Source organism: Schinkia azotoformans (assembly GCF_035811335.1).
In the GTDB taxonomy this organism is placed as follows: domain Bacteria; phylum Bacillota; class Bacilli; order Bacillales; family Bacillaceae_J; genus Schinkia; species Schinkia azotoformans.
Window position 1 is genome coordinate 77,890 of record NZ_JARSMD010000033.1, and the last position, 19,688, is coordinate 97,577.

Consider the following 19,688-nt stretch of genomic DNA (forward strand, 5'->3'; position numbering starts at 1 on the left):
ACCAAGCTTAATGGAGACCACACCAATCTATTGCTGTTAGCGCAATGATTTCGGCGGCTTCAAATACTTTTTCGAGTTCAATGTATTCGTTAGGGTGGTGTGCTTTTTCTGTCACGCCAGGTCCAAATACAATGGTTGGAGTTTCTCCGACTTTTGTCAGCAAACCACCATCGGTCCCCCATGGTGAAGCTTCCACTATCGGGGTCTCGCCTTGAATTTGCTGATAGTTCGTAATCAGTTTATTCATTAATTCATGTTCAAGATTTATTGCACCAGGTACCCATCTGGCACCAAACCATTCAATAACAACCGGATGCTCGGCAAACCAGGGGTCTACTTCTTGCAGTTTTGCAATCCAGCTTTCCATCTCTAATTTAGCTTCTTCCATTGTTTCTTCAGGAGAAACACCCATCCGTCCCTCCAGTTTTACATGGTCCGGCACGGAGGAGGGCCAATTTCCCCCTTCAATTTTGCCCAGGTTTATCGGGATTGGAATCGGTACTTTGCTGTAAAGCGGATCGGTAATCCTTTCGTTTCTCTTTTTTTCAAGCTTGTTTATATATTCAACTACCAATAGCGCTTTTTCTATCGCACTTACACCTTCATAACGGGTGCCACCATGGGCTGCTCGCCCTTTTACATGAATCCGAAACCACATTGACCCTTGTTGCTTCGGAAAAATTCTCATATTGGTCGGCTCTGGTATGATCGCCGCATCGGCCTTATAGCCTCGTAAAATAGTCGCCAACGTACCTGACCCACCGCTCTCCTCTTCAATTACACTTTGGAAAATAATGTCCCCTTTTAGTTGTATGTCTAGCTGTTGAAGGGCCGATAATGCCAATAGGAGTGACACATTCCCACCCTTCATATCTGTAGCACCACGCCCATATAATTTTCCTTCAACCACTTTCCCACTAAACGGGTGATGTTCCCATTGCTCAAAGTCTCCGGCAGGAACGACATCGATATGGCCATTTAAAATAAGGGAGCGTCCGCCGCCTGTTCCTTTTTTTACACCGACGACATTGGGACTTTCTTTAAATTCCGTTCGTGGCGATACAAAATAAGGATGTTGTACTAGTTCATCACCGTCTTGCTCCCAAATATCAACCAGCAAGCCGATTTCATGAAGAGCTTCTATGACGATTCCCTGTGCACCTTTTTCATTTGCTTGTGTGCTGTCAGCCTGCACTAATTTTTGTAAAAGCTGGGTGCCAGAATCTTTATTTTTCAAAAGCCAGTCATGAATTTGAGACTGTAACAATTTCTGCCGGTTATCTTCCAAGGCTCAAACCTCCTTTGGAACATGGGGACGGTTCTCATGTTCCATCTTGTTAATCAATAATCTGCAAGCTCTCCGAAACAATCATAGCGGCTGCCGTTTTTTCCTTGATTTCCTCAACTGCGTAAGGTCCCATCACCTCTTTTAAAAGAAAGCCTTGATCTGTCACTTCGATTACAGCCATATCCGTAATAATTAAGCTCACACATGCCTTTGCCGTTAGTGGCAGCGCACAGCTTTCCAGCAATTTAGGCTCACCATATTTATTGCAATGATTCATGAGGACAATGACTTTTTTTGCTTTTTTGGCCAGTTCCATTGCCCCACCGATCCCGGGCACCCTTTTTCCCGGTACAATCCAATTAGCAAGATCACCCTTCTCACTAACCTCTAATCCGCCAAGAACGGTTAAATCAACATTACCGGAGCGGATCATTCCAAAGGCAGTGGCACTGTCAAAGAATGATGCCCCCGGAACTGTCGTCACCGGAAATCCGCCGGCATTACAAAGGGTCGGGTCCTCTGCCCCTTTTTCAGGAGATTTCCCTACACCCAAAACCCCATTTTCCGCATGAAACATGACCTGTATGTCTTTTGGGAGATGGTTAGGAATAAGAGATGGAATGCCGATCCCCAAATTTACAATCATTCCATCCTTTATTTCCTTTGCCGCCCGCTTTGCAATTCGATTCCGTACATCTACTCCCATGCCCATTTCCAATCGACCCCTTTGCTTTTAACAACCCGATCGACATAAATTCCCGGTGTTATGATTTCTTCCGGATTTAATTCACCGACTTCAACAATTTCTTCTACTTCAGCTATCGTCCATTTACCGGCCATTGCAACTAATGGATTTGTATTTCTGGCGCTTGTTTCATAGATTAGATTGCCAAATGTATCTGCCTTTTTTGCATAGACAATTGACACATCTGCTGTTAGGGCTGTTTCCACCAAATAATCTTTTCCGGCGACAGTTATTTTTTGTTTTCCTTCTTCAACCATACTGTCTAGACCGACATCTGTTAAAATCCCGCCAAGGCCCACTCCCCCTGCCCGAATTCGTTCAACTAATGTTCCTTGGGGTGAAAATTCAACCTTCATTTTTCCTTCCATCATTAATTTTCCGGCAATTGGATTCGAGCCGATATGTGACACAATGATTTTCTTAGCCATGCCACGGCTTACAATTCGGCCGATTCCGATATCAGGAAAGCCCGTATCATTTCCTATTAATGTTAATTCCTTAACCTCTTTTCGGATGATTTCATTAATTAATGTTGGTGGATTTCCGACGCCTCCAAACCCGCCAAACATTAAGGTGCATCCATCCTCGATAAAGGCCATTGCTTCCTCAATAGGAACCACTTTATTTATTAATCTTTGTGGAGGTGCTTGCATGTTGTTTACCTCCTATCCCACTAATTCATTTTGAACCGCTTCAATGGTTTCTTTTAAAACCGCAACAAGGTCGTCAATCTCCTGTTTGGTGATGATAAATGGGGGTGAAATAATAACAGCATCACCCTGTGCTCCTTCTTTTCCGGCAGATGCCGGGTAAACAAGTAGGCCTTTATCGCGCGCTTGATCGACTATCTTTTTAGTAATTTGCACACCACTTGAGAATGGTTGTTTTGTTTTTACATCTGAAACAAATTCGATTCCAATCATGAGCCCTTTACCGCGGACATCACCGATTATTTGGGAGTTTGCTGCTAATGCTTGTAGTTTTTGAAGCAAATACTCCCCGTTTTCCTGCACATTTTCAACTAACTTACTTTTTTCAATAAAATTAATAACAGCGAGAGCCGTGGCAGTTGATTGTGGATTTGCACTTAGGGTATGGCCGCTCATAATAGAGTTCGAACCGTTTAATATCGGTTCCATAACTTTTTCGCTGGCAAGTGCCGCTGCAATCGGGGTATAGCCGGCACTCACCCCTTTTCCAAGTGCCATGATATCGGCCCTTACTCCCCAGTGGTCCAGGCCAAACATTTTTCCCGTCCTGCCAAGCCCGGTCATCACTTCATCCGCGATAAACAAAATATGATGACGGTCACAAATTTCTCTAATCTTTTGATAGTAGCCATCCGGAGGTGTAATCGCACCGCCCGCTGCACCAACAATTGGTTCCGCAATAAAGGCAGCAATTTGATCTGCACCTGCCCGCTCAATCGCTGTTTCTAAATCGTTGGCACAAGACAGCTGACAATCCGGATACTTTTGATTGAATGGACAACGGTAGCAATAGACAGGTGATACAACCGGGTAGTCTTCTAAAATGTGAACAAAGCGCTCACGACGTTTTACATGACCTGATAATGATAAGGCACCAATGGTGATTCCATGGTAACTGATCCAGCGTGAAAGTATTTTATTTTTCCGATAGTTGCCTTTCTCCTGCCAGTGCTGGATCGCAATCTTCATGGCTGTCTCAACTGCTTCAGACCCACTGTTAACAAAAAAGGACCAATAGTCTTCTTTTGCATTTAAAAGTGAATTCAACTTATTTGCGAGCTCTTCAGCCGGCTCAGATGTAAATTGTGAGCGATAGACAAAGGAAACTTTATTGGCTTGTTCATACATGGCTGCTATTATTTCGGGGTTGGTGTGACCGATGCTTGCGGTGACTGCACCGGAGCAACCATCGATATATTTTTTTCCGGTATTATCAAATAGGTAAATCCCATCTCCATGGGTAACAGTTGGATAGTATTCATTCATCATTGGTTTAATCAATAAGGAACGCTTCAAGCGAATCCCCTCTTTCCTTGGAAGCAAAGTTGGTGGAACATGGGGACGGTTCGTGTGTTCCATGGAATACGAGAACCGTCCTAGCGTTCCCACACAATCAAAATTTAAAGTAATTTCTTTTTAGCATTTTAGGTAATTGCATTAATTGTTCGTAGGGTATTGTTTTGGCAATTTGTTTTGTATCAATAAGCATGAGTTGGTCTTCAATTTCTTCAATAAAATTTTCAGGCTGATATTCCATACCACAGTCCGGACATGAAATCCCGGGGGTATCCGTAATTTCAATTGCTCTTGACCCATCCGGAAGTTCCCAGTAGACAGTACAGGTTGTTTCCACTGCATTAGCAGCTTTGCACCATTCACAATTCACTCATCTCACTCCTTTCTGGGACACAGTTCCCGACCCTCTGGCTCGCAAAACTGGACCAGAGAACCCGACCCTGTGGCTCATTCGCCTTCATTCTCTTTTTTAAGTTGGGCTTGAAACTTTTTCTCTTTGAGTTCATCGCGTTTTTCGCGCTTTTCTTTTAAGCTAGAATAGGTTGGACTTTGTTTGAAATTTTGGCGGCGATCATGGCGCTGTAGCGATTTTGGAACAAGATTAAATTGCTCGTCGTTCATTAATGAGGTAATTCCGGTTTTAGATGGCGTTTTTATGAGTCCTGGGAATAATTCACTTATATAGTCGTCGGCCCGGCCCCCTACATAGTTTTCTGGCTCTGGGTATGTGGTAATGACCCCTTCGAAATTGCGAAGGACCGTTTTTGTAGGGCTTTGTGAAATTATATAATTGGGCTGTAACGCAATTTTTCCTCCTCCACCAGGAGCATCCACAACAAAGGTTGGTACTGCATATCCGGATGTATGCCCGCGCAACCCTTCAATAATTTCTATTCCTTTTGAAATCGGGGCACGGAAATGGCCAATTCCTTCTGAAAGATCGCATTGGTAGATGTAATATGGGCGTACACGGATTTTCACTAACGAATGCATGAGTTTTTTCATGATTGGGACGCTGTCGTTGATGCCTGCCAATATAACGGATTGGTTTCCTACAGGAACTCCAGCATTTATAAGCATTTCACAAGCATGTTTTGAGTCTTCGGTTATTTCGATAGGTGTGTTAAAGTGAGTATTCAGCCAAACTGGATGATATTTTTTGAGAATATTGCAGAGGTTTTCAGTGATTCGTTGTGGAAAAACGACTGGGGCTCTTGTGCCGATTCGAATGATTTCAACATGTGGGATTGCTCGTAAATTTTTAATAATATATTCGAGAATCGTATCATTTATTAATAAAGCGTCACCACCTGAGAGTAGGACATCCCGGACCTCTGGTGTATTCCGAATATAGTCAATTGCACCATCAATCTGTTTCTTCGGAACGCCCATGCCAATTTGGCCGGAAAAACGGCGGCGTGTACAATAGCGGCAATACATGGAGCATTGATTTGTGACAAGGAATAGGACTCGATCAGGATAACGGTGGGTTAAACCGGCAACTGGTGAATCCTCGTCTTCTTCTAACGGATCTTCCATATCATATTTTGTTTTGTAGATTTCCTTTCCAACTGGAACAGACTGCATTCGAATCGGACATCTGGAATCGGTTGGATTCATTAATGATGCATAATATGGGGTAATGTTTAGTGGAATTGTTTTTGTGGATATACGTACGCCCTCTTCTTCCTCCGGTGTCAGATCGATCACCTTTTTTAAATCATCGAGCGTTCGGATTGTATTTGTCAACTGCCAAATCCAATCATTCCATTGCTCCTCTGATACGTCCTTCCAAAGCTCGATATCCTTCCAATGCCTTGATGGTTTATATAAATCATGAAGCATTGTAATTTCCCCCTTACTTTCTGTTTAGCACTTATTTTGCCTTTAATTAAAGCTTTATTTAAATGATATGCAAATAGTGTGCCAACGTTAAGGTAGAGGGAAAATGCGTTTGCAATATCCTTTTGTAAAATTAATGCCGAAATTTCAGCACTTTTAAAGGATTCAATGTGCCGAAAAATGAGCACACTGCATAAAAACCGGCAGTACCGGAGATTCCGCTTCGTCTCTAGCCCTAGCTAGAAAGATAAATCTTTAACCCACACATTCATATTTTCAATTTTATCAAAAATAAAGCAGTTATTAGTTAAACGACCGTTGTACTGATAGCCAAGCTGAAAAAGGGCAGCATTCATTCCGTAAGAAAGCGCACGGGCAAGCGAAAACGCACAATAGATGCCAGCATCCTTTAGTTCTTTTTCAAGTTCGACCATAAGCCTTTTTAGCAAGCCATACTTTCGATGCTCAGGTAATGTAGCGCAATCCGTTATTTCAGCATTATGGAGTGACATATTGATCTCGGCTGAAGCTGCACTGACAAGTTCATTATTGAATTCAACTACGTAAAAAATGGTCCCACCAGTCATCACTTTTGTTACATACTCCGGATTATTCATTGGTGTTGGATAAACAGGAAAAACGTTGTTATAAAGTTCAGCAAGCTTAACGGCATCCTCCGTCTTAGCTTTCCGAATTCTATACTGGCTGGGAAGCTTGATTTCGTGCGTCTTTTTCCCTTTTTCTTGAATCGATTGAATAATCGCATCCTCTTGAAGCCAACTGGTACTTGTTCGCCGTTCATTTTCTTTATAACAAGTCATGATATAGTTATCTGAGCCATTAAAATAACCGTTAATGATCCCTTCTAACTCAAAGCCTATCGCAAGGAGCTGCCTCCAATGTTCAACTCTTGAAAAATAGATTAATTTCGTAAATTTGTAGCCGTCCATCGCTTTATTCAGCTCTTGAACGATCATGTTTACATTGCCACGATAATCGTCGACGCGAAGCCGTTTATTAAAATAATCGTTATAGAGATGAATGGTATAATCGGGAGTTTTTAAAATTTTAGTTTCAGAGGTTGATTTCAAATTAGTTCCCTCCCTTCCTACTCTTTTTCCTCACCTATAAGCCCATGCTTTTTCATTTTATATTGAAGCGTTTGTCTCGGGATTTTTAATATATTGGAGGCCTTTACTACATTTCCTTTCGTTATACTTAGCGCTTGAAGTATCATTTTCCTTTCCGTTTGTTCAACAGCAACCCGTAACGGTTTTAATAAGGTTTTTTCCTCCATTACACTAATAGTTTCGACTGGCTCTTTCAGAATGGGCGGTAAATGTTCAAGTTTAATTGTATCACCATCAACGACATTCATCGCGTATTCGATTGTATTTTCTAATTCCCGAACATTCCCTGGCCACTCTAAGCCTTCAAGGAGCAGGATCACTTTATCGTCAATTTTAATAACTAATTTATTTAATTGATAATTATACTTTTTCATAAAATGATTCGCTAATAGCGAAATATCCTCTTTTCTCTCCCTTAATGGGACAATGCCGATAAAAAATACATTTAGACGATAGTATAGGTCGGAACGTAGCGTATTTTTCTCTAAGCAATCTAGGGGATGTTCATTCATTGCCACGATAATTCTGACATCTACTACATAAGATTCCGTTCCACCAACCCTTCTTATTACACCATCCTCCAATACACGTAAAAGCTTCGTTTGAAAGTCCAAAGGCATGGCATGAATTTCATCTAAAAAAAGTGTGCCACCATGGGCAAGTTCGAATAAACCGGCACGATCTACTGAACCTGTAAAACTCCCCTTTTTTGTGCCAAATAATATACTTTCAAGTAATGATTCCGGTAAGGATGCACAATTTTGGGCAATAAACGGACCATTACTCCTTGGTGATGCATTATGGATCGATTGCACAAGCAGCTCTTTTCCTGTTCCTGTTTCCCCATAAACGATAACGGGCGAAGTGCTGCCAGCAGCCCTTTTTGCATGTACTTTTACATTTTTCATTGTTTCAGAAGCCGTAATAAAATCATCCCAATGATACTTGGCACCTGATATAGTGACAGGTTTCATTTTTTGGGTCACAACTCTTTCCTGCAGCTCATGCAGCTTCTGGGATAATTGCTTTACCCTTGATAAATCCTTGGCAATTTCAATCGCCCCAACAATTCTATCTCCCACTTTGATCGGCAGGGTTGTATTAATGGTGTCAATCAACACGCCTTTCGTATTTTTATAGGTTTGCGATTGTTGATAGATCGGTTTTCCTGTTTCAATCACCTTTAGCAGCGTGCTTGTTTCATTATTTAAGGATGGAAACACCTCTAGTACATGCTTTCCCAAGACCTCATCTATTTCTACCCCATCATGTTTGGCTGCCACTTTATTATAAAAAATCGTTATGCCCTCTGAATTCACAGCATGAATCGCTTCATCAATACTTCCTAATATCGCTTCCAGCATCTGTTTCGTCTCAAAGGATTTCCAAAACACTCAACCACCTCCTGGGACATGGGTCGGGTTCTCTGGCCCAGCATTCTATTATTTATATATATTTCTATAGTGCTATTCTTACCACTACCAAGAAAAAAAGCAGAAACTCGATTAGAAGTCCCTGCTCTTAGCGTTTATTTAACTATTGAACCTTTTTCTGACAAAGAACCATCCACTCGTCAATTTGATGGGATAGTACATGATCTTCATTTTCGCTCATTACTATTGAAAAATAGGTTTTTAATTCTTCATCCGCATTTAAAATATATTGTTCTACAGTGTCGACTTGCTGTTGATTTTTGGCGGTTACTCCCACCCAGGTTGGAAACTGAAATCTTTTTTTGCGATTTTGGGATTGAATCTCCTGCAATCCGTTTGAAGCAAATAGTTCCTTCCATTCATTGACGGAAAGGCAGCGGACATGACTTTCATCTCTCAGCTTTTCGACAGTATTCATGAACACACCCAAATGTTCCTCTTCTGGTGCAACATTATCTATTAGTAAAAATTTCCCACCCGGTTTTAAGACCCGTGATGCTTCCTTTATAAATTTATTTGGATTTGGAAAATGATGCGGTGCGATCCGGCACGTTACAACGTCAAACGTTCCCTCTAAGAACGGTAGGTTTTCAGCATCAGCAAGGACGTAAAAAATATTCGTGCAAACTTTACTTAAATGGCTGGCTGTATTACTTAGCATTGGCTCCGTTAAATCCGTTGCATAAACGGTCGCCACATGTGGCGATAATGTTTTCGCAACATGCCCACCACCTGTAGCAATATCTAACACAATCCAATTTGATTGCGGCTGCATCCACTCCACTAACAGCGGAAGGTCATCTCCCTTTGCATGGGATTCACTCTTTATATATTTTTCAGCATTTTTCCCAAAAGTCTCTTTAACCTTTTGTTTTACCTTTTCGTCATCCATCTTGAACATTCCTCCTTTTTTTAATCTTACTTCTTGTCTTAAAATAAAGTCTCATTTCATAAAATTTAACATCTGTCTTGTTAAATTGAAAGGGAAGCGAATTGAATGTATTTAATAAAATTAACAAATCTAGCATTACTTTATTTATTTGTTTGGGTCACATTCAGCCTTATTTATCTTTTTTTGGATATTCTAAACCTTGGACTTTTACTTAATCCATTTTTAGAAAATGGTCAAAAAAACCTAATTAGCAGTTCCCTAATATTCAGTGCAACTACCCTGTTTACTGGTGAAATAAGCAAAATAATCCCTTATGGTTTCTCTATGCCACTCGCTTTTATCGAAGGTTCAATTGGATTTTTAATTCCGCCATTCATCATGGCACAATCGCTTCCATCAAAGCTCTCACCTATAGAAAGAAGCGGTTTACCCATTATAAATCTAGTAAAGTGTACTTTTTTCGTGTCAATCGGTTCACTGTTTGCGGCTCTTGGTTTGAAAAGCTTTTTAGTACCAAACCATATCATTGATGGCGGCATCGTTGGGGTCTCGATCATCTTTTCTTATTTAACCGGTTTAAAATTAGAATTATATCTTTTATTATTAAATCTTCCCTTTCTCTATATTGGTTATAAAAAAATCGGAAAAAGATTTGTATTTACGACATTAATCGGGATAAGCATTTTATCACTTGGCACGTATTTTCTATATAATGCACCTGTTCCAACAAAAAATTTATTTGTCGCTTCGATTCTTGGTGGGGCTTTATTAGGAATTGGAGTCGGCTTGGTGATCCGTTATGGAGGCTCCCTTGATGGCACCGAATTAGTAGGAATATTAGTTAACAGAGCGACAACTTTTTCTATTGGCAAAGTTATCATGTTCATTAATATTTTTATTTTTTTTAGTGCAGGATTTGTTTTTGGTTGGGATAAAGCGTTGTATTCGGTACTAACTTATGTTATTGCATCGAAAATGATCGATGTAACAATCGAAGGTTTTCATATATAAAAATTTATAAAATTAGAAAATCTTTAGTCTTGTTATATAACAAAATCTTTGCCTTCTTTTCTCTGACTATAAGCTTGCAACATTCCTTTTTACATAAAATAAATAACCTACTATTATTAAAAAGTAAAACTATAACAACCGCTAATTGTAATTTATTCACATGATTATACTTCAAGTTTGAAACTGCCCAAGTTGAAAATAAAAACCAGTAACAAGCAAATAAAAATATACCGAAATATAGAATATTATTACTAAGTTGAATTAGTTTAATTTGAGCTTCTACAATTATATCGCTATTAGGTATTCTCTTTGAAATACCATAAAAGGGGAAATTGAAAATATGTTCCCTCTCTTTTTCAAAGAGCCTATTCCTTTCTTTTGAATTGTAAATATATTGATATTCACCATTAAAGTTATAAGCATCTTCATATTCTACAATACTTATCATAGCTGCTTGTACACTTAAAAAATTATCTACCCCATATTTAATCATTTCTTCAGTTTCTAATGAAACTCCATTTTCAATAAACTCCACTGTATCTGGGAGTAGATCAAAAAATTGTTCAGCCTGTAATTTTATATACTTAAAATTCCAGTAGTAAAAAGTAGATATAAATATTATGCTAAATATTAAACAAAAAGCGGCTAATTTTAACAACTTTCCATTTAGCCATTTTTTTGTTTTATAAATTTCACTAAGCTTATTCACCATTTTTTGAGGAGAATGATACCCTTGCAAGACCATTTTGGTTGCTTCAGCAGACGTAAAATTATTTTTCACAAGTTCAATGACTTCCTCTTCCATATTACTTTTTAACTCTTCATATATTTCTTCTTTTGTCTCCTTAGATTCATTAATTTTAAAACATACTTTTTGACAAAATTCATGAATTAGTAATGCAGACTGGTCATCAATTAGATTAGATAAATTCTCCAAGTATTTTACCTCCTAATTTAAGAAAAAATCGACAATTTGTTTAAATTCACGCCATTCTCTTTGTTTGTTTTCTAATCTTTCTATACCTATATTTGTAATATCATAGTACTTTCTTCTCGGACTCCCCTTAGATTCATCCCACCAAGACATAATAAATCCACTTTTCTCCAACCTCTTTAAAGCTAAATATAATGTTGACTCTTTTATTGAAAATGTCCCTTTGGTATTCATCAAAATTTCCTTTGATAATTTATAAGCATATATTGGTTTTTTAGAGATAATCGATAAAATTATAGTATCGATATAACCCTTTAAAATCTCCTTTTCGAATTCCAACAAATCCCCTCCCCCAAAATTATACCAAATAGATACTCTGCTATACAAGGTATTATTCTATTGTTTTTTATATCCAATGTATTTATGGAAATATATTATAAAAAATAGTTTTTTAAAATAGTCCCTCGGAAATTCAATTTCCGGGAGACTATTACATAAATACCGACACCGAAATAACACCGAAAAAGATACCGAAAAAAATAATGATAACAATAGCTTTGTAGCTACATTGAATTTTGAAAACGGTGAAATTTCAAAGGTTCCCTTTAATATTGTTTCAAATAAAGTAAGGATAGATTTTGACTCTTTACAAACCAATGAGTATAAAGTAATACAAAAAGGTTCTGACACAACTATAGGGTTAAATGCAATTAATCTATGTGAATATAATTTCTGGAATAGAGAAGATGGAGTTGATTTTTACTCTGACTGTGTTTTTGGTATAAGCGGAACATCCACTGTTAAATTGGCGCTTACACAAGACAATAATTATAGTGATATACAAACACCGGGGATTACCTATGTAATAACAATTCATAAGTGGTATGGTGATGATGATTGGGGTTATAAATATGTATCTGGTTCATATACAGACCCATATACTGTAACCATTTCAGGAAAAAGCAATTCATTATCTGGTGCTCAAATAAGATTCGAACCAAAGTCACATTCATTTCCAGTAGATTACGAGGGTTATGGTATTCTTTATCAATAAACAACACGGATAAAATATTCCCAAAAAACGAAATACCTTTAAATTAATTTAGATTAAAAAAGCACGTAAATTACCATCGAAAGTAAATTACGTGCTTTTCTTATACGTTTAATTGATCATGATTTTCTGAAAAACCCCTTAACACATGTTTTCCACATTTCCTGACGATACCCTAATTTGGGATGTGTCCACTTTTTCTTTTAGTCTAATTAATTCGCAAACCATCTTTCCATCTGTACATGCTTAACAAAAACCCTGTTGAATATTTTTACAAAAAAACCGACAAGGAAGGCAGAAATTAGCGTCCCTTCCCGTACACCCTCTATTACTCCAAGTGAACCTAAAGAAATAATTAGAGCTATAATGACTAGTAACCAATCAAACAGAATTTTTATCGTCCCAAAGTCTTTTCCTAATTTAGCGGCGATGGCCTTAACTACTCCCTCTCCCGGATTCATAATAACTCCAGCAAAAACTTGAAGGTATACTCCAAGAGCAAGGATAATCGAGCCTAATACAACGCATAAAAGTTTTTCAATATAATAATCAGGATGAATAAAAGAAAAAATAAACATCCCCAAATCGACAAAAAGTCCAAAAAAGGGCCCTACAAACACCTGCAAATATTGATCTTTCGTAAAATCCTTCCGTAAAATTGCAATTTCAATAAGAATACAAACCAAAGAGAGCGCAAAGGTCAATTGACCAAATGTAAATGGAGTGATTAAGCTCACCACATATGGTACACTCGAAATTGGTGATGTACCCAATGTGGATTTGGTTATTAAAGCAATCCCCAGCCCCATAAATAATAGTCCAACTAAAAATATGACATATCTTTTTATTAATTCAGCATTAGCCATTCATCTGTCTCCTAAAATAAGTTTTACATATTATAATAGCCTTTCTCCCGATAAAAGGTTGTCGAAATTAGTTACTTTGAAATATAAAAAAGGATTGCGTGCAAACTATAAAGAATATGAATGATATAGGAAAAGGAAATGAGGGAATTAAATGACTGACAAAATATCCAGTAACATATCTAGAACATTTCAAACAAAACTTGTCTTACCACAAGATACAAACCATATGGGGACGATTTTCGGCGGTGTTGTATTAGCACATATTGATGAAATAGCAGGAATTACTGCTATGAGACACAGCAAGAGTACCGTTGTAACAGCTTCTATAGACACTGTAAATTTTGTTTCTTCTGCCGTAGTTGGCGACATCCTCTTTCTTGAGGCAAGCATCATTTCAACAGGAAGAACATCAATGGAGGTCTATGTAAAAGTAGAAACGGAAAATCTTGACACAGGCAAAAGAACGTTAACAACCAATGCCATCACAACAATGGTTGCAATAGATAAAAATAAAAAGCCTATCCCCGTTCTCGGTATTATCCCTGAAACAGAGGAAGAAAAAAAACTTTTTGCCGAGGCTTCCGATCGGAAAAGGCGGCGCTTATCAATTAAGGAATAAAGTGGGACAAGGGGGCAGACCCCCCTGTCTCCTCCTTGAGCCACCGCATATACTAAGAAATCAATTTCAGGCCAATAACCGATCCTATTATGATTGTTATAAAAGCAAGGCGTTTCCGATCCTTTGGCTCTCCATATAAAAGCATACCAAGGATAGCACCGCCTGAGGCGCCAATTCCAGTCCAAATTGCATAAGCCGTACCCATCGGCAAGGTCTTCATCGCAAGAGCAAGAAATAGAAAGCTACCACCAAAACCAAGGAGCAGGAGCACTTTTGCCTGCCAATTTTTATCCCTATGCAATTTATTGATCATGACCACACCGAACATTTCAAAAAGACCGGCCACAAACAAGGATACCCACGCCATTAGACTTTCGCCCCTTCCTCAACCTCGTCCTTCGTCACTAATTTCAACCCGATGACGCCCACTAATAAAACTAAAATTAAAGAAATTTTTCCGATATTAAATGGTTCACCGAAGAAGACAATATCAGAAAGGACTGTTCCAGCAGTTCCCATACCCACAAATACAGCATATACAGTACCAACCGGTAATTTCCGCCCTGCCATGATCATGTAGTAGAAGCTGATAAAAATCGAAATGGCAGTACCAAGCCACGTCCAAAAGTTATCAGCATGTTTTAAGCCAATTACCCAAAAGACTTCAAAAAAGGCGGCAATAAACACTGTTGCCCAATTTTTGTTCATCTATATGATACCTCCTACATAAAAATTTCCCGATAAAAAACAAAAAAGCCTGAGAGACCACTGTTAAAAACAGCATCTCCCGGGCTTTTATCCCTCCGTGACACAGCCTAGGCTGTGAGTTTTCTCTCGGTCCAGACCAGCCAGCAGACTGCGGAACCCTAGAAAACATTCATTTATATTATACAATCGATTGAAAATTAATCAAGTTATTCGTTTGGTCCTATGACTCTTTTTCGTATATCAGAAGTTTCGCCCGTTGCTATCCGCTTATTTAACGTGTTTTTCCAATTTTGGGCAAGCAACTCACATTGAGCAAATTCACGTACCTCTTCCGGATTTGGCGAAGTACCATGCATAATCTCATTGCACTTGGAAATTGTCCATTTAGGGTATGGTCTTTCAATTAGGGTAAGCTTTTGGCCCACCTCGATATTCCCCTCTTTTAAAACCCTAAAGTACCACCCGGTTCTTCCTGAATTTTGGATTAATAAAGCCAAATTTTTTATTTTAAAACGACGGGCCGGCTTCCAGCATGGCTGCCTAGGCTGAGATACTTGAACAATCGCATCCCCAATTTGATACGTGTCTCCAATAGCAACTATATCTTCTTTTACATTTTCCAATAAAAAATTTTCACCCATAGCACCAGGGCCGATTTCTGTTGCATTTAATTCCTTTTGCCAGTTTTCATAGTGTTCAAAAGGATAGACAAAAACCGCCTTTTCAGGTCCTCCATGGTTTTCCCTATCGGCTTGTCCATCACCTAATAAACCCGTTTTAGTCAGCAAAACAGGACCTTGGATTGGTTGTTTAAAAATTCCGCTCTCCCATTCCCGTTCCATCGGATTTTTTGCGTCTTTTACACCGACTTTTTGTGGCAAACCGACAAATACTTTTTTTAGGATCATATCCATATTCACTCCCCCCTATGAATTTTACTTTATCACAAGTACGGCGTGATTCTACGAATATGTTATTTAGTTTCCTTGTAAACTTTTAGAAGTTCTAGTTGGCAAGCACCAGCCGAACTGATAGGACATCACACGCAATATAAGAATCAAAACAAAAAGTGTGTAGAATTGGTATGATTCCGTAGCCCACCCCATCCCGATAATGAACCCAGCAAGCATAGCCCACAGGAGATAAACCTCCTTTTGGAATACAAGTGGCTTTTGTTGAGCCAATACATCGCGAATGATTCCGCCACCTGCACCTGTAATCGCAGCAGAAAACATAATAGCTATGATAGGGAGGTCAACTGAGTGTGCATACATCGCACCCTGCACTGCAAAGGAAGATAGCCCTATTGCATCAAAGAGGTTCAATTCTTTTAATCTATGAACAACTTTTTCTGGAAACAGAAAAACGATCGCAATAGTGATTATTGCAATAATGAACAGTTCTGTTTGTTGCCACAATACGGTGATGGGGATACCAATCAAGAGGTTCCTTACAGCTCCGCCGGCAAATGCAGTGATCAATCCTAGCGCATAAGTACCAATAATATCATACTTCACCTCTATTGCAATAATGGCCCCGCTTATTGCAAAGGCAATCGTGCCAATGACATTCAATACATCCCAAACCACAAAAAAACCCCCTTATAAATAAGTAAACATGACAAAATACAGAGAAACTCTTTTCTCTGTCCTTGTACCTGAGAGTTTAACCTATTATTTGAAGGTATTCCCCGTGGGTGGCCTAAAGCACTCTCCAGAGATGCGTCCTACAGTGGTCTTTTTACCTGAGAGATTCATCTTTCATTTAAGATTTGCCCCTTCGGTGACGTATAATTACGTTCTCTCCCACTACAGTCTTCCGCAATATTTATTAGATTAAATATACAGTAGACGATGACCAGTTGGATTGTCAAACGAAATTATTTACTTTTATTTTAAAAATTTTAAAAAAAAGACAAGTTTAGCTACCCTCTCGGCATAATTATGAAATAGGACAAATTCCGAAAGGGGCTATAACATATGAACTTTTTTGTTGTGACGAAAAAAACACTACTACTTTTTTTAACTACAGCTATCATTTTGGTTGCTGGATTTTTCGGGTACTTTTTGCTAAAGCAGGGGGATTTACCGGTATGGCTGCAACAGTCAAATGACAGTATTCGTGAAATCGATATGATTACGATCGAATTCCATACGAAAACAAAAGATGGGAAAGATTTAGTTGTTCAACGCTGGGATCCAGGAACTATTTTTCTAGAAAAGGGAGAAAAAGTAAATCTTTATATTAATGCTACTAACGGTGAGGATCATCCTTTTCATATAGAAGGAACGGATATCAAAGGAATTGTAAAAAAAGGCGGAACTACGATGGTCCCGCTTCAGTTTGAGGAAGAGGGCACCTATCGTTTGATTTGTGATACACATGCCCATAGAGATCATAGTATCCCAATGATCGGTTATATTGTGGTTGATTAAACGAAAAAAGGGGGAAGCTCCACGACATAGAGCTTCCCCCCTTTTGCGGGATTGGGCTGGGCGAGCCGCAGTTCCCGGCCCTGTGTCCCAGCCTACCGGCGTCCATCTGCATGTCCAATATCATAAATGATTTCGCCAATTCCCTTTGAGACAAAGCTTGTCTTTACATTATTCATATTCGTAAATAGGGTATGGACTCTTTCTTTAATGTCCGGATCTGATGTAACGTAGACATTATAACCCTGCTCGTTTTTCGCTATCACTTGTTGAACTTTTTTCTCTAATCCCTGCTCATCACCCTTTTGGTTAACGTCAATAGCGACAACAATATCTGCCCCTTGTACAACTGATACAGCCCGATTTACTCCAGCAATATCTTCAGCCGCTTCAGATGCTCTGGAGGCTACTCGTTGGGCTGACCGAACATCATTCGATATCTGGGTACCCTGTTCCCCAGAATACGATCCGTTATAATTATGATTATATGGATCATCATATTGCTGTCCTAGATTAGTTGTGTTTGTCATATTTGTTGTATTCGTCCCGTTACCCGGACTAGTAACCTGCCCTACATTGTCTCCCATCCTTGGCTGTGCATCTTCGCCTGCGTTATTGTTATTGATATTACAACCTACCAGTCCAGCTAAAAAAATCAAAGAAATAAACATGATTTTAGGCCTCATTTATTACACACTCCTTTTACTATCTATGTTGTTCACTTATGAAATAGCTATGCATGCAAATTCTCACGAACGAGCCTTTCTTCTTTGAACATAAATACTGAAAAAAAGAATAAGGGGCAAAAGAAGCACCCAGACCATCCCCATGCTCGTTTGTTGATTGCCCACCAAAGGATAAGGATCTTCAAAAACGATTTCTTGCTTATGTAAAAATTGATTTATTTTTTCGTAAATCAAAATGGCAGGACTCTGCAAAAACAGATAAACAAGCTCTTGATCCTCGATTAGCTTTGCTAGTGAAGATTCATATCGTACCGGGATATCCCCAATCTGATCTCTATTCAAATCCAATAATGGGATTGAACTCCCCCATTCATTTCCTTTCTGGTCCATACTCCACTCGTTATTCGATTGGCCACCAACTGTAATAACAGGTATGGTGTTGTTGTAAAATCGATTTAAAGAAAAGATTTGATCACTGGAGCTGGCCCAGAGCTCAACGCCGATTTGATTTTGGTGAAAATCATTATGGAGGATGTCATTATGCTGTGACAGGTCAAAATAAATTCCCCGCTGATTATAGAAAAAGCGATTATCCTCAATTTTATTTTCATTGCTAGCTTGAATCATTAGACCAAAGGCACGTGTCCCTTGATGGTAGGAAAATTCATTTCCAATTAATTCAATGCCCTTAGATTGCATAATGGCTGCACCACCTGTATTAAGGTGAAAGTTGTTGTTATAGAAACGATTGTTATCGGAATACATATAATGCAGCCCATATCTCGTATGACTGACGTCAACACCTTCTGTTACATTGTCATTGGCATAATAAAAATAAATACCATCACGTGAATTTTTAATATCCGAATCACTCAATTGATTTCGATGGGAACGAATCAGTTGAATTCCATTCCCTTGACCCCCTATTTCACCTTCACCCACTCCAGTAACATGCACTCGTGAAATATTATTATCATGTGAGCCGCTCAAATAAATTCCATGAAATGAATCACTAATTGTAAGATCCTTTAACACATTTCGGTCAGATAAAACCTTTACCGCCGAATACTCTTCCAATGAATTTCTACTTAAGCTGCCATGGGAGATTTTCAAATTTTCCAATCGAACTCCATGTCCAGGCTCTTTGATAAGAATGACATTGCCTGTACCGTCTCCTTTAATATGAGTTTTATCAGAGCCTTTGATTGTGATCGGTTTGGAAATTACTACATTGCCCTCATAGGTTTTATCTTGAAGTAAAAGCATTCCATTAGAAGGGGTTTCATCAATCAATTCTTGTAAGTTTTTTTCTTTTGCAAAATAATGGGTAGGAAAGATGAATACAAAGAAAAGCATCATTCCTATTATCCAAACCCTGTTCTTTCTCATTGTTTTCGATCCCTCCATAATGGAAAAAGGACGCACAAAAAGGCAGCTCCTAAAATAAAGGAACCATAGCTGAAATAGCTGTCCGTTACAAAATTAGCGATCGTGTTTTCACCAACAACAGGTGGGACAAATGGTTCAACCTCAATCGGGGCTTTTGGATCAAGGTTCGTTCCATAATCCTTCAACCAGCGATTGATATCATAAATTCCAATTGCTCCACCCGCAACAAAAAGACCAATTAGGACATAGAGCAAACCTTTTCTCCTTACTAAGGCCACAATAAATGCTAATAAAGCCATCCCTCCGATAATGTACGGCAAGTACTGTAGCTCTGGAAAATCCTCTTCGCTAAAATTTTTCATACCGATATAGTGATTTAAGCCATTTACAATATCAATTTCTCCCGCTAGTTTATATGGATAAACGATGATATCCAATCCTTCCGGGTATTGAGGTGCATAAAATTTCATCCCCCACCATGGAAAGAAAATAGATAATGCCAGTAAAATACCAGCTATGCATAATGAAATAACCGATGGCATCGAAAGTGCATTCTTCATTATTAGGTTCTCCTTTCACGAATTAATAAAGTAGGGAAACCTCTTTCAAGGCTTCCCCCTTATCAAACCGTACGTGCCCTATTAAGGCATACGGCT

23 protein-coding genes and 3 riboswitches are annotated in these 19,688 nt (G+C 38.8%); of the genes, 4 read left to right on the forward strand and 19 right to left on the reverse strand.

Annotated elements, in window-relative coordinates; all coding sequences use genetic code 11:
• Window positions 1–7: 7 nt before the first annotated feature.
• The 9 genes from P9E47_RS19365 to P9E47_RS19405 form a co-directional block, all read right to left on the reverse strand.
• Window positions 8–1,288 carry a peptidase gene (locus tag P9E47_RS19365; protein WP_326164404.1) on the reverse strand — a complete coding sequence of 427 codons (1,281 nt, stop codon included), beginning with the start codon at window positions 1,286–1,288 and terminating at the stop codon, window positions 8–10.
• A 49-nt stretch (window positions 1,289–1,337) separates the two neighbouring features.
• Window positions 1,338–2,000, reverse strand: a complete 663-nt coding sequence (locus P9E47_RS19370; RefSeq protein ID WP_326164405.1) for a 3-oxoacid CoA-transferase subunit B — start codon at window positions 1,998–2,000, stop codon at window positions 1,338–1,340.
• A complete protein-coding gene (locus tag P9E47_RS19375) occupies window positions 1,985–2,686 on the reverse strand; it encodes a CoA transferase subunit A (RefSeq protein ID WP_003330299.1) in 702 nt (233 codons plus the stop codon). Before P9E47_RS19375 ends, P9E47_RS19370 begins: the two co-directional genes overlap by 16 nt.
• A 12-nt stretch (window positions 2,687–2,698) precedes the next feature.
• Complete coding sequence (locus P9E47_RS19380) at window positions 2,699–4,039, reverse strand: aspartate aminotransferase family protein (RefSeq protein WP_039957026.1); 1,341 nt, start codon at window positions 4,037–4,039, stop codon at window positions 2,699–2,701.
• A 97-nt stretch (window positions 4,040–4,136) separates the two neighbouring features.
• Window positions 4,137–4,409 (reverse strand): YokU family protein, encoded by a 273-nt coding sequence (locus P9E47_RS19385; protein ID WP_003330297.1) that lies wholly within the window; start codon window positions 4,407–4,409, stop codon window positions 4,137–4,139.
• A gap of 77 nt (window positions 4,410–4,486) precedes the next feature.
• Window positions 4,487–5,884, reverse strand: coding sequence for a lysine 2,3-aminomutase (kamA, locus tag P9E47_RS19390; RefSeq protein ID WP_003330296.1), 1,398 nt, complete (start codon window positions 5,882–5,884; stop codon window positions 4,487–4,489).
• Window positions 5,885–6,120: 236 nt separating this feature from the next.
• Window positions 6,121–6,972 (reverse strand): putative beta-lysine N-acetyltransferase, encoded by an 852-nt coding sequence (gene ablB / locus P9E47_RS19395; protein WP_326164407.1) that lies wholly within the window; start codon window positions 6,970–6,972, stop codon window positions 6,121–6,123.
• A 17-nt stretch (window positions 6,973–6,989) separates the two neighbouring features.
• Complete coding sequence (locus P9E47_RS19400; RefSeq protein ID WP_326164408.1) at window positions 6,990–8,405, reverse strand: sigma-54 interaction domain-containing protein; 1,416 nt, start codon at window positions 8,403–8,405, stop codon at window positions 6,990–6,992.
• A gap of 142 nt (window positions 8,406–8,547) precedes the next feature.
• On the reverse strand, window positions 8,548–9,336 hold the full coding sequence (locus tag P9E47_RS19405; RefSeq protein WP_326164410.1) for a class I SAM-dependent methyltransferase: 789 nt from the start codon (window positions 9,334–9,336) through the stop codon (window positions 8,548–8,550).
• A 105-nt stretch (window positions 9,337–9,441) separates the two neighbouring features.
• Between P9E47_RS19405 and P9E47_RS19410 the strand changes: the two genes are divergently transcribed.
• A complete protein-coding gene (locus tag P9E47_RS19410) occupies window positions 9,442–10,347 on the forward strand; it encodes a YitT family protein (RefSeq protein ID WP_003330291.1) in 906 nt (301 codons plus the stop codon).
• A 4-nt stretch (window positions 10,348–10,351) separates the two neighbouring features.
• Here the strand turns inward: P9E47_RS19410 and P9E47_RS19415 are convergent, their stop codons facing one another.
• Complete coding sequence (locus P9E47_RS19415) at window positions 10,352–11,284, reverse strand: hypothetical protein (protein ID WP_326164411.1); 933 nt, start codon at window positions 11,282–11,284, stop codon at window positions 10,352–10,354.
• Between the two features lie 12 nt (window positions 11,285–11,296).
• Window positions 11,297–11,620: a PadR family transcriptional regulator gene (locus P9E47_RS19420; protein WP_003330289.1), complete on the reverse strand. Its 324-nt coding sequence runs from the start codon at window positions 11,618–11,620 to the stop codon at window positions 11,297–11,299.
• A 229-nt stretch (window positions 11,621–11,849) separates the two neighbouring features.
• Between P9E47_RS19420 and P9E47_RS19425 the strand changes: the two genes are divergently transcribed.
• Window positions 11,850–12,335, forward strand: coding sequence for a hypothetical protein (locus tag P9E47_RS19425; RefSeq protein WP_003330288.1), 486 nt, complete (start codon window positions 11,850–11,852; stop codon window positions 12,333–12,335).
• A gap of 209 nt (window positions 12,336–12,544) precedes the next feature.
• Here the strand turns inward: P9E47_RS19425 and P9E47_RS19430 are convergent, their stop codons facing one another.
• On the reverse strand, window positions 12,545–13,198 hold the full coding sequence (locus tag P9E47_RS19430; protein WP_326164413.1) for a YczE/YyaS/YitT family protein: 654 nt from the start codon (window positions 13,196–13,198) through the stop codon (window positions 12,545–12,547).
• Window positions 13,199–13,349: 151 nt separating this feature from the next.
• Between P9E47_RS19430 and P9E47_RS19435 the strand changes: the two genes are divergently transcribed.
• Window positions 13,350–13,817 (forward strand): acyl-CoA thioesterase, encoded by a 468-nt coding sequence (locus P9E47_RS19435; RefSeq protein WP_326164415.1) that lies wholly within the window; start codon window positions 13,350–13,352, stop codon window positions 13,815–13,817.
• A 52-nt stretch (window positions 13,818–13,869) separates the two neighbouring features.
• Here the strand turns inward: P9E47_RS19435 and P9E47_RS19440 are convergent, their stop codons facing one another.
• The 4 genes from P9E47_RS19440 to P9E47_RS19455 all read right to left on the reverse strand — a co-directional run bounded on the left by P9E47_RS19440 (window position 13,870) and on the right by P9E47_RS19455 (window position 16,114).
• A complete protein-coding gene (locus P9E47_RS19440; RefSeq protein ID WP_326164416.1) occupies window positions 13,870–14,184 on the reverse strand; it encodes a DMT family transporter in 315 nt (104 codons plus the stop codon).
• Window positions 14,184–14,525: a DMT family transporter gene (locus P9E47_RS19445; protein WP_035197938.1), complete on the reverse strand. Its 342-nt coding sequence runs from the start codon at window positions 14,523–14,525 to the stop codon at window positions 14,184–14,186. The genes P9E47_RS19440 and P9E47_RS19445 overlap by 1 nt, the downstream gene beginning before the upstream one ends.
• Before the next feature lie 74 nt (window positions 14,526–14,599).
• Window positions 14,600–14,698, reverse strand: a riboswitch (guanidine-I (ykkC/yxkD leader).
• 33 nt (window positions 14,699–14,731) lie between these two features.
• A complete protein-coding gene (locus tag P9E47_RS19450) occupies window positions 14,732–15,439 on the reverse strand; it encodes an MOSC domain-containing protein (protein ID WP_326164418.1) in 708 nt (235 codons plus the stop codon).
• A 63-nt stretch (window positions 15,440–15,502) separates the two neighbouring features.
• Window positions 15,503–16,114, reverse strand: coding sequence for a trimeric intracellular cation channel family protein (locus P9E47_RS19455; protein ID WP_003330281.1), 612 nt, complete (start codon window positions 16,112–16,114; stop codon window positions 15,503–15,505).
• A 53-nt stretch (window positions 16,115–16,167) separates the two neighbouring features.
• Window positions 16,168–16,245, reverse strand: a riboswitch (glycine riboswitch).
• 2 nt (window positions 16,246–16,247) lie between these two features.
• A riboswitch (glycine riboswitch) is annotated at window positions 16,248–16,343 on the reverse strand.
• Between the two features lie 161 nt (window positions 16,344–16,504).
• Here P9E47_RS19455 and P9E47_RS19460 point away from each other — a divergent pair.
• Window positions 16,505–16,960, forward strand: coding sequence for a cupredoxin domain-containing protein (locus P9E47_RS19460; RefSeq protein ID WP_326164419.1), 456 nt, complete (start codon window positions 16,505–16,507; stop codon window positions 16,958–16,960).
• A gap of 92 nt (window positions 16,961–17,052) precedes the next feature.
• On the opposite strand, the gene P9E47_RS19465 is transcribed toward P9E47_RS19460, so the two are convergent.
• The 3 genes from P9E47_RS19465 to P9E47_RS19475 form a co-directional block, all read right to left on the reverse strand.
• Entirely contained in the window at window positions 17,053–17,643 is a 591-nt protein-coding gene (locus P9E47_RS19465; RefSeq protein WP_003330279.1) for a YhcN/YlaJ family sporulation lipoprotein, read from the reverse strand.
• A gap of 63 nt (window positions 17,644–17,706) precedes the next feature.
• Window positions 17,707–19,032: a nitrous oxide reductase family maturation protein NosD gene (nosD, locus tag P9E47_RS19470; RefSeq protein ID WP_326164421.1), complete on the reverse strand. Its 1,326-nt coding sequence runs from the start codon at window positions 19,030–19,032 to the stop codon at window positions 17,707–17,709.
• Entirely contained in the window at window positions 19,029–19,592 is a 564-nt protein-coding gene (locus tag P9E47_RS19475; RefSeq protein ID WP_326152423.1) for a hypothetical protein, read from the reverse strand. Before P9E47_RS19475 ends, nosD begins: the two co-directional genes overlap by 4 nt.
• Window positions 19,593–19,688 lie beyond the last annotated feature (96 nt).

Bases quoted from the DNA above. Each gene is read 5' to 3' on its own strand.
- P9E47_RS19370 (WP_326164405.1), bottom strand. From the start codon at position 2,000: ATGGGCATGGGAGTAGATGTACGGAATCGAATTGCAAAGCGGGCGGCA.
- P9E47_RS19375 (WP_003330299.1), bottom strand. From the start codon at position 2,686: ATGCAAGCACCTCCACAAAGATTAATAAATAAAGTGGTTCCTATTGAG.
- kamA (WP_003330296.1), bottom strand. From the start codon at position 5,884: ATGCTTCATGATTTATATAAACCATCAAGGCATTGGAAGGATATCGAG.
- P9E47_RS19405 (WP_326164410.1), bottom strand. From the start codon at position 9,336: ATGGATGACGAAAAGGTAAAACAAAAGGTTAAAGAGACTTTTGGGAAA.
- P9E47_RS19410 (WP_003330291.1), top strand. From the start codon at position 9,442: ATGTATTTAATAAAATTAACAAATCTAGCATTACTTTATTTATTTGTT.
- P9E47_RS19430 (WP_326164413.1), bottom strand. From the start codon at position 13,198: ATGGCTAATGCTGAATTAATAAAAAGATATGTCATATTTTTAGTTGGA.
- P9E47_RS19435 (WP_326164415.1), top strand. From the start codon at position 13,350: ATGACTGACAAAATATCCAGTAACATATCTAGAACATTTCAAACAAAA.
- P9E47_RS19440 (WP_326164416.1), bottom strand. From the start codon at position 14,184: ATGGCGTGGGTATCCTTGTTTGTGGCCGGTCTTTTTGAAATGTTCGGT.
- P9E47_RS19445 (WP_035197938.1), bottom strand. From the start codon at position 14,525: ATGAACAAAAATTGGGCAACAGTGTTTATTGCCGCCTTTTTTGAAGTC.
- P9E47_RS19450 (WP_326164418.1), bottom strand. From the start codon at position 15,439: ATGGATATGATCCTAAAAAAAGTATTTGTCGGTTTGCCACAAAAAGTC.
- P9E47_RS19460 (WP_326164419.1), top strand. From the start codon at position 16,505: ATGAACTTTTTTGTTGTGACGAAAAAAACACTACTACTTTTTTTAACT.
- P9E47_RS19465 (WP_003330279.1), bottom strand. From the start codon at position 17,643: ATGAGGCCTAAAATCATGTTTATTTCTTTGATTTTTTTAGCTGGACTG.
- nosD (WP_326164421.1), bottom strand. From the start codon at position 19,032: ATGAGAAAGAACAGGGTTTGGATAATAGGAATGATGCTTTTCTTTGTA.
- P9E47_RS19475 (WP_326152423.1), bottom strand. From the start codon at position 19,592: ATGAAGAATGCACTTTCGATGCCATCGGTTATTTCATTATGCATAGCT.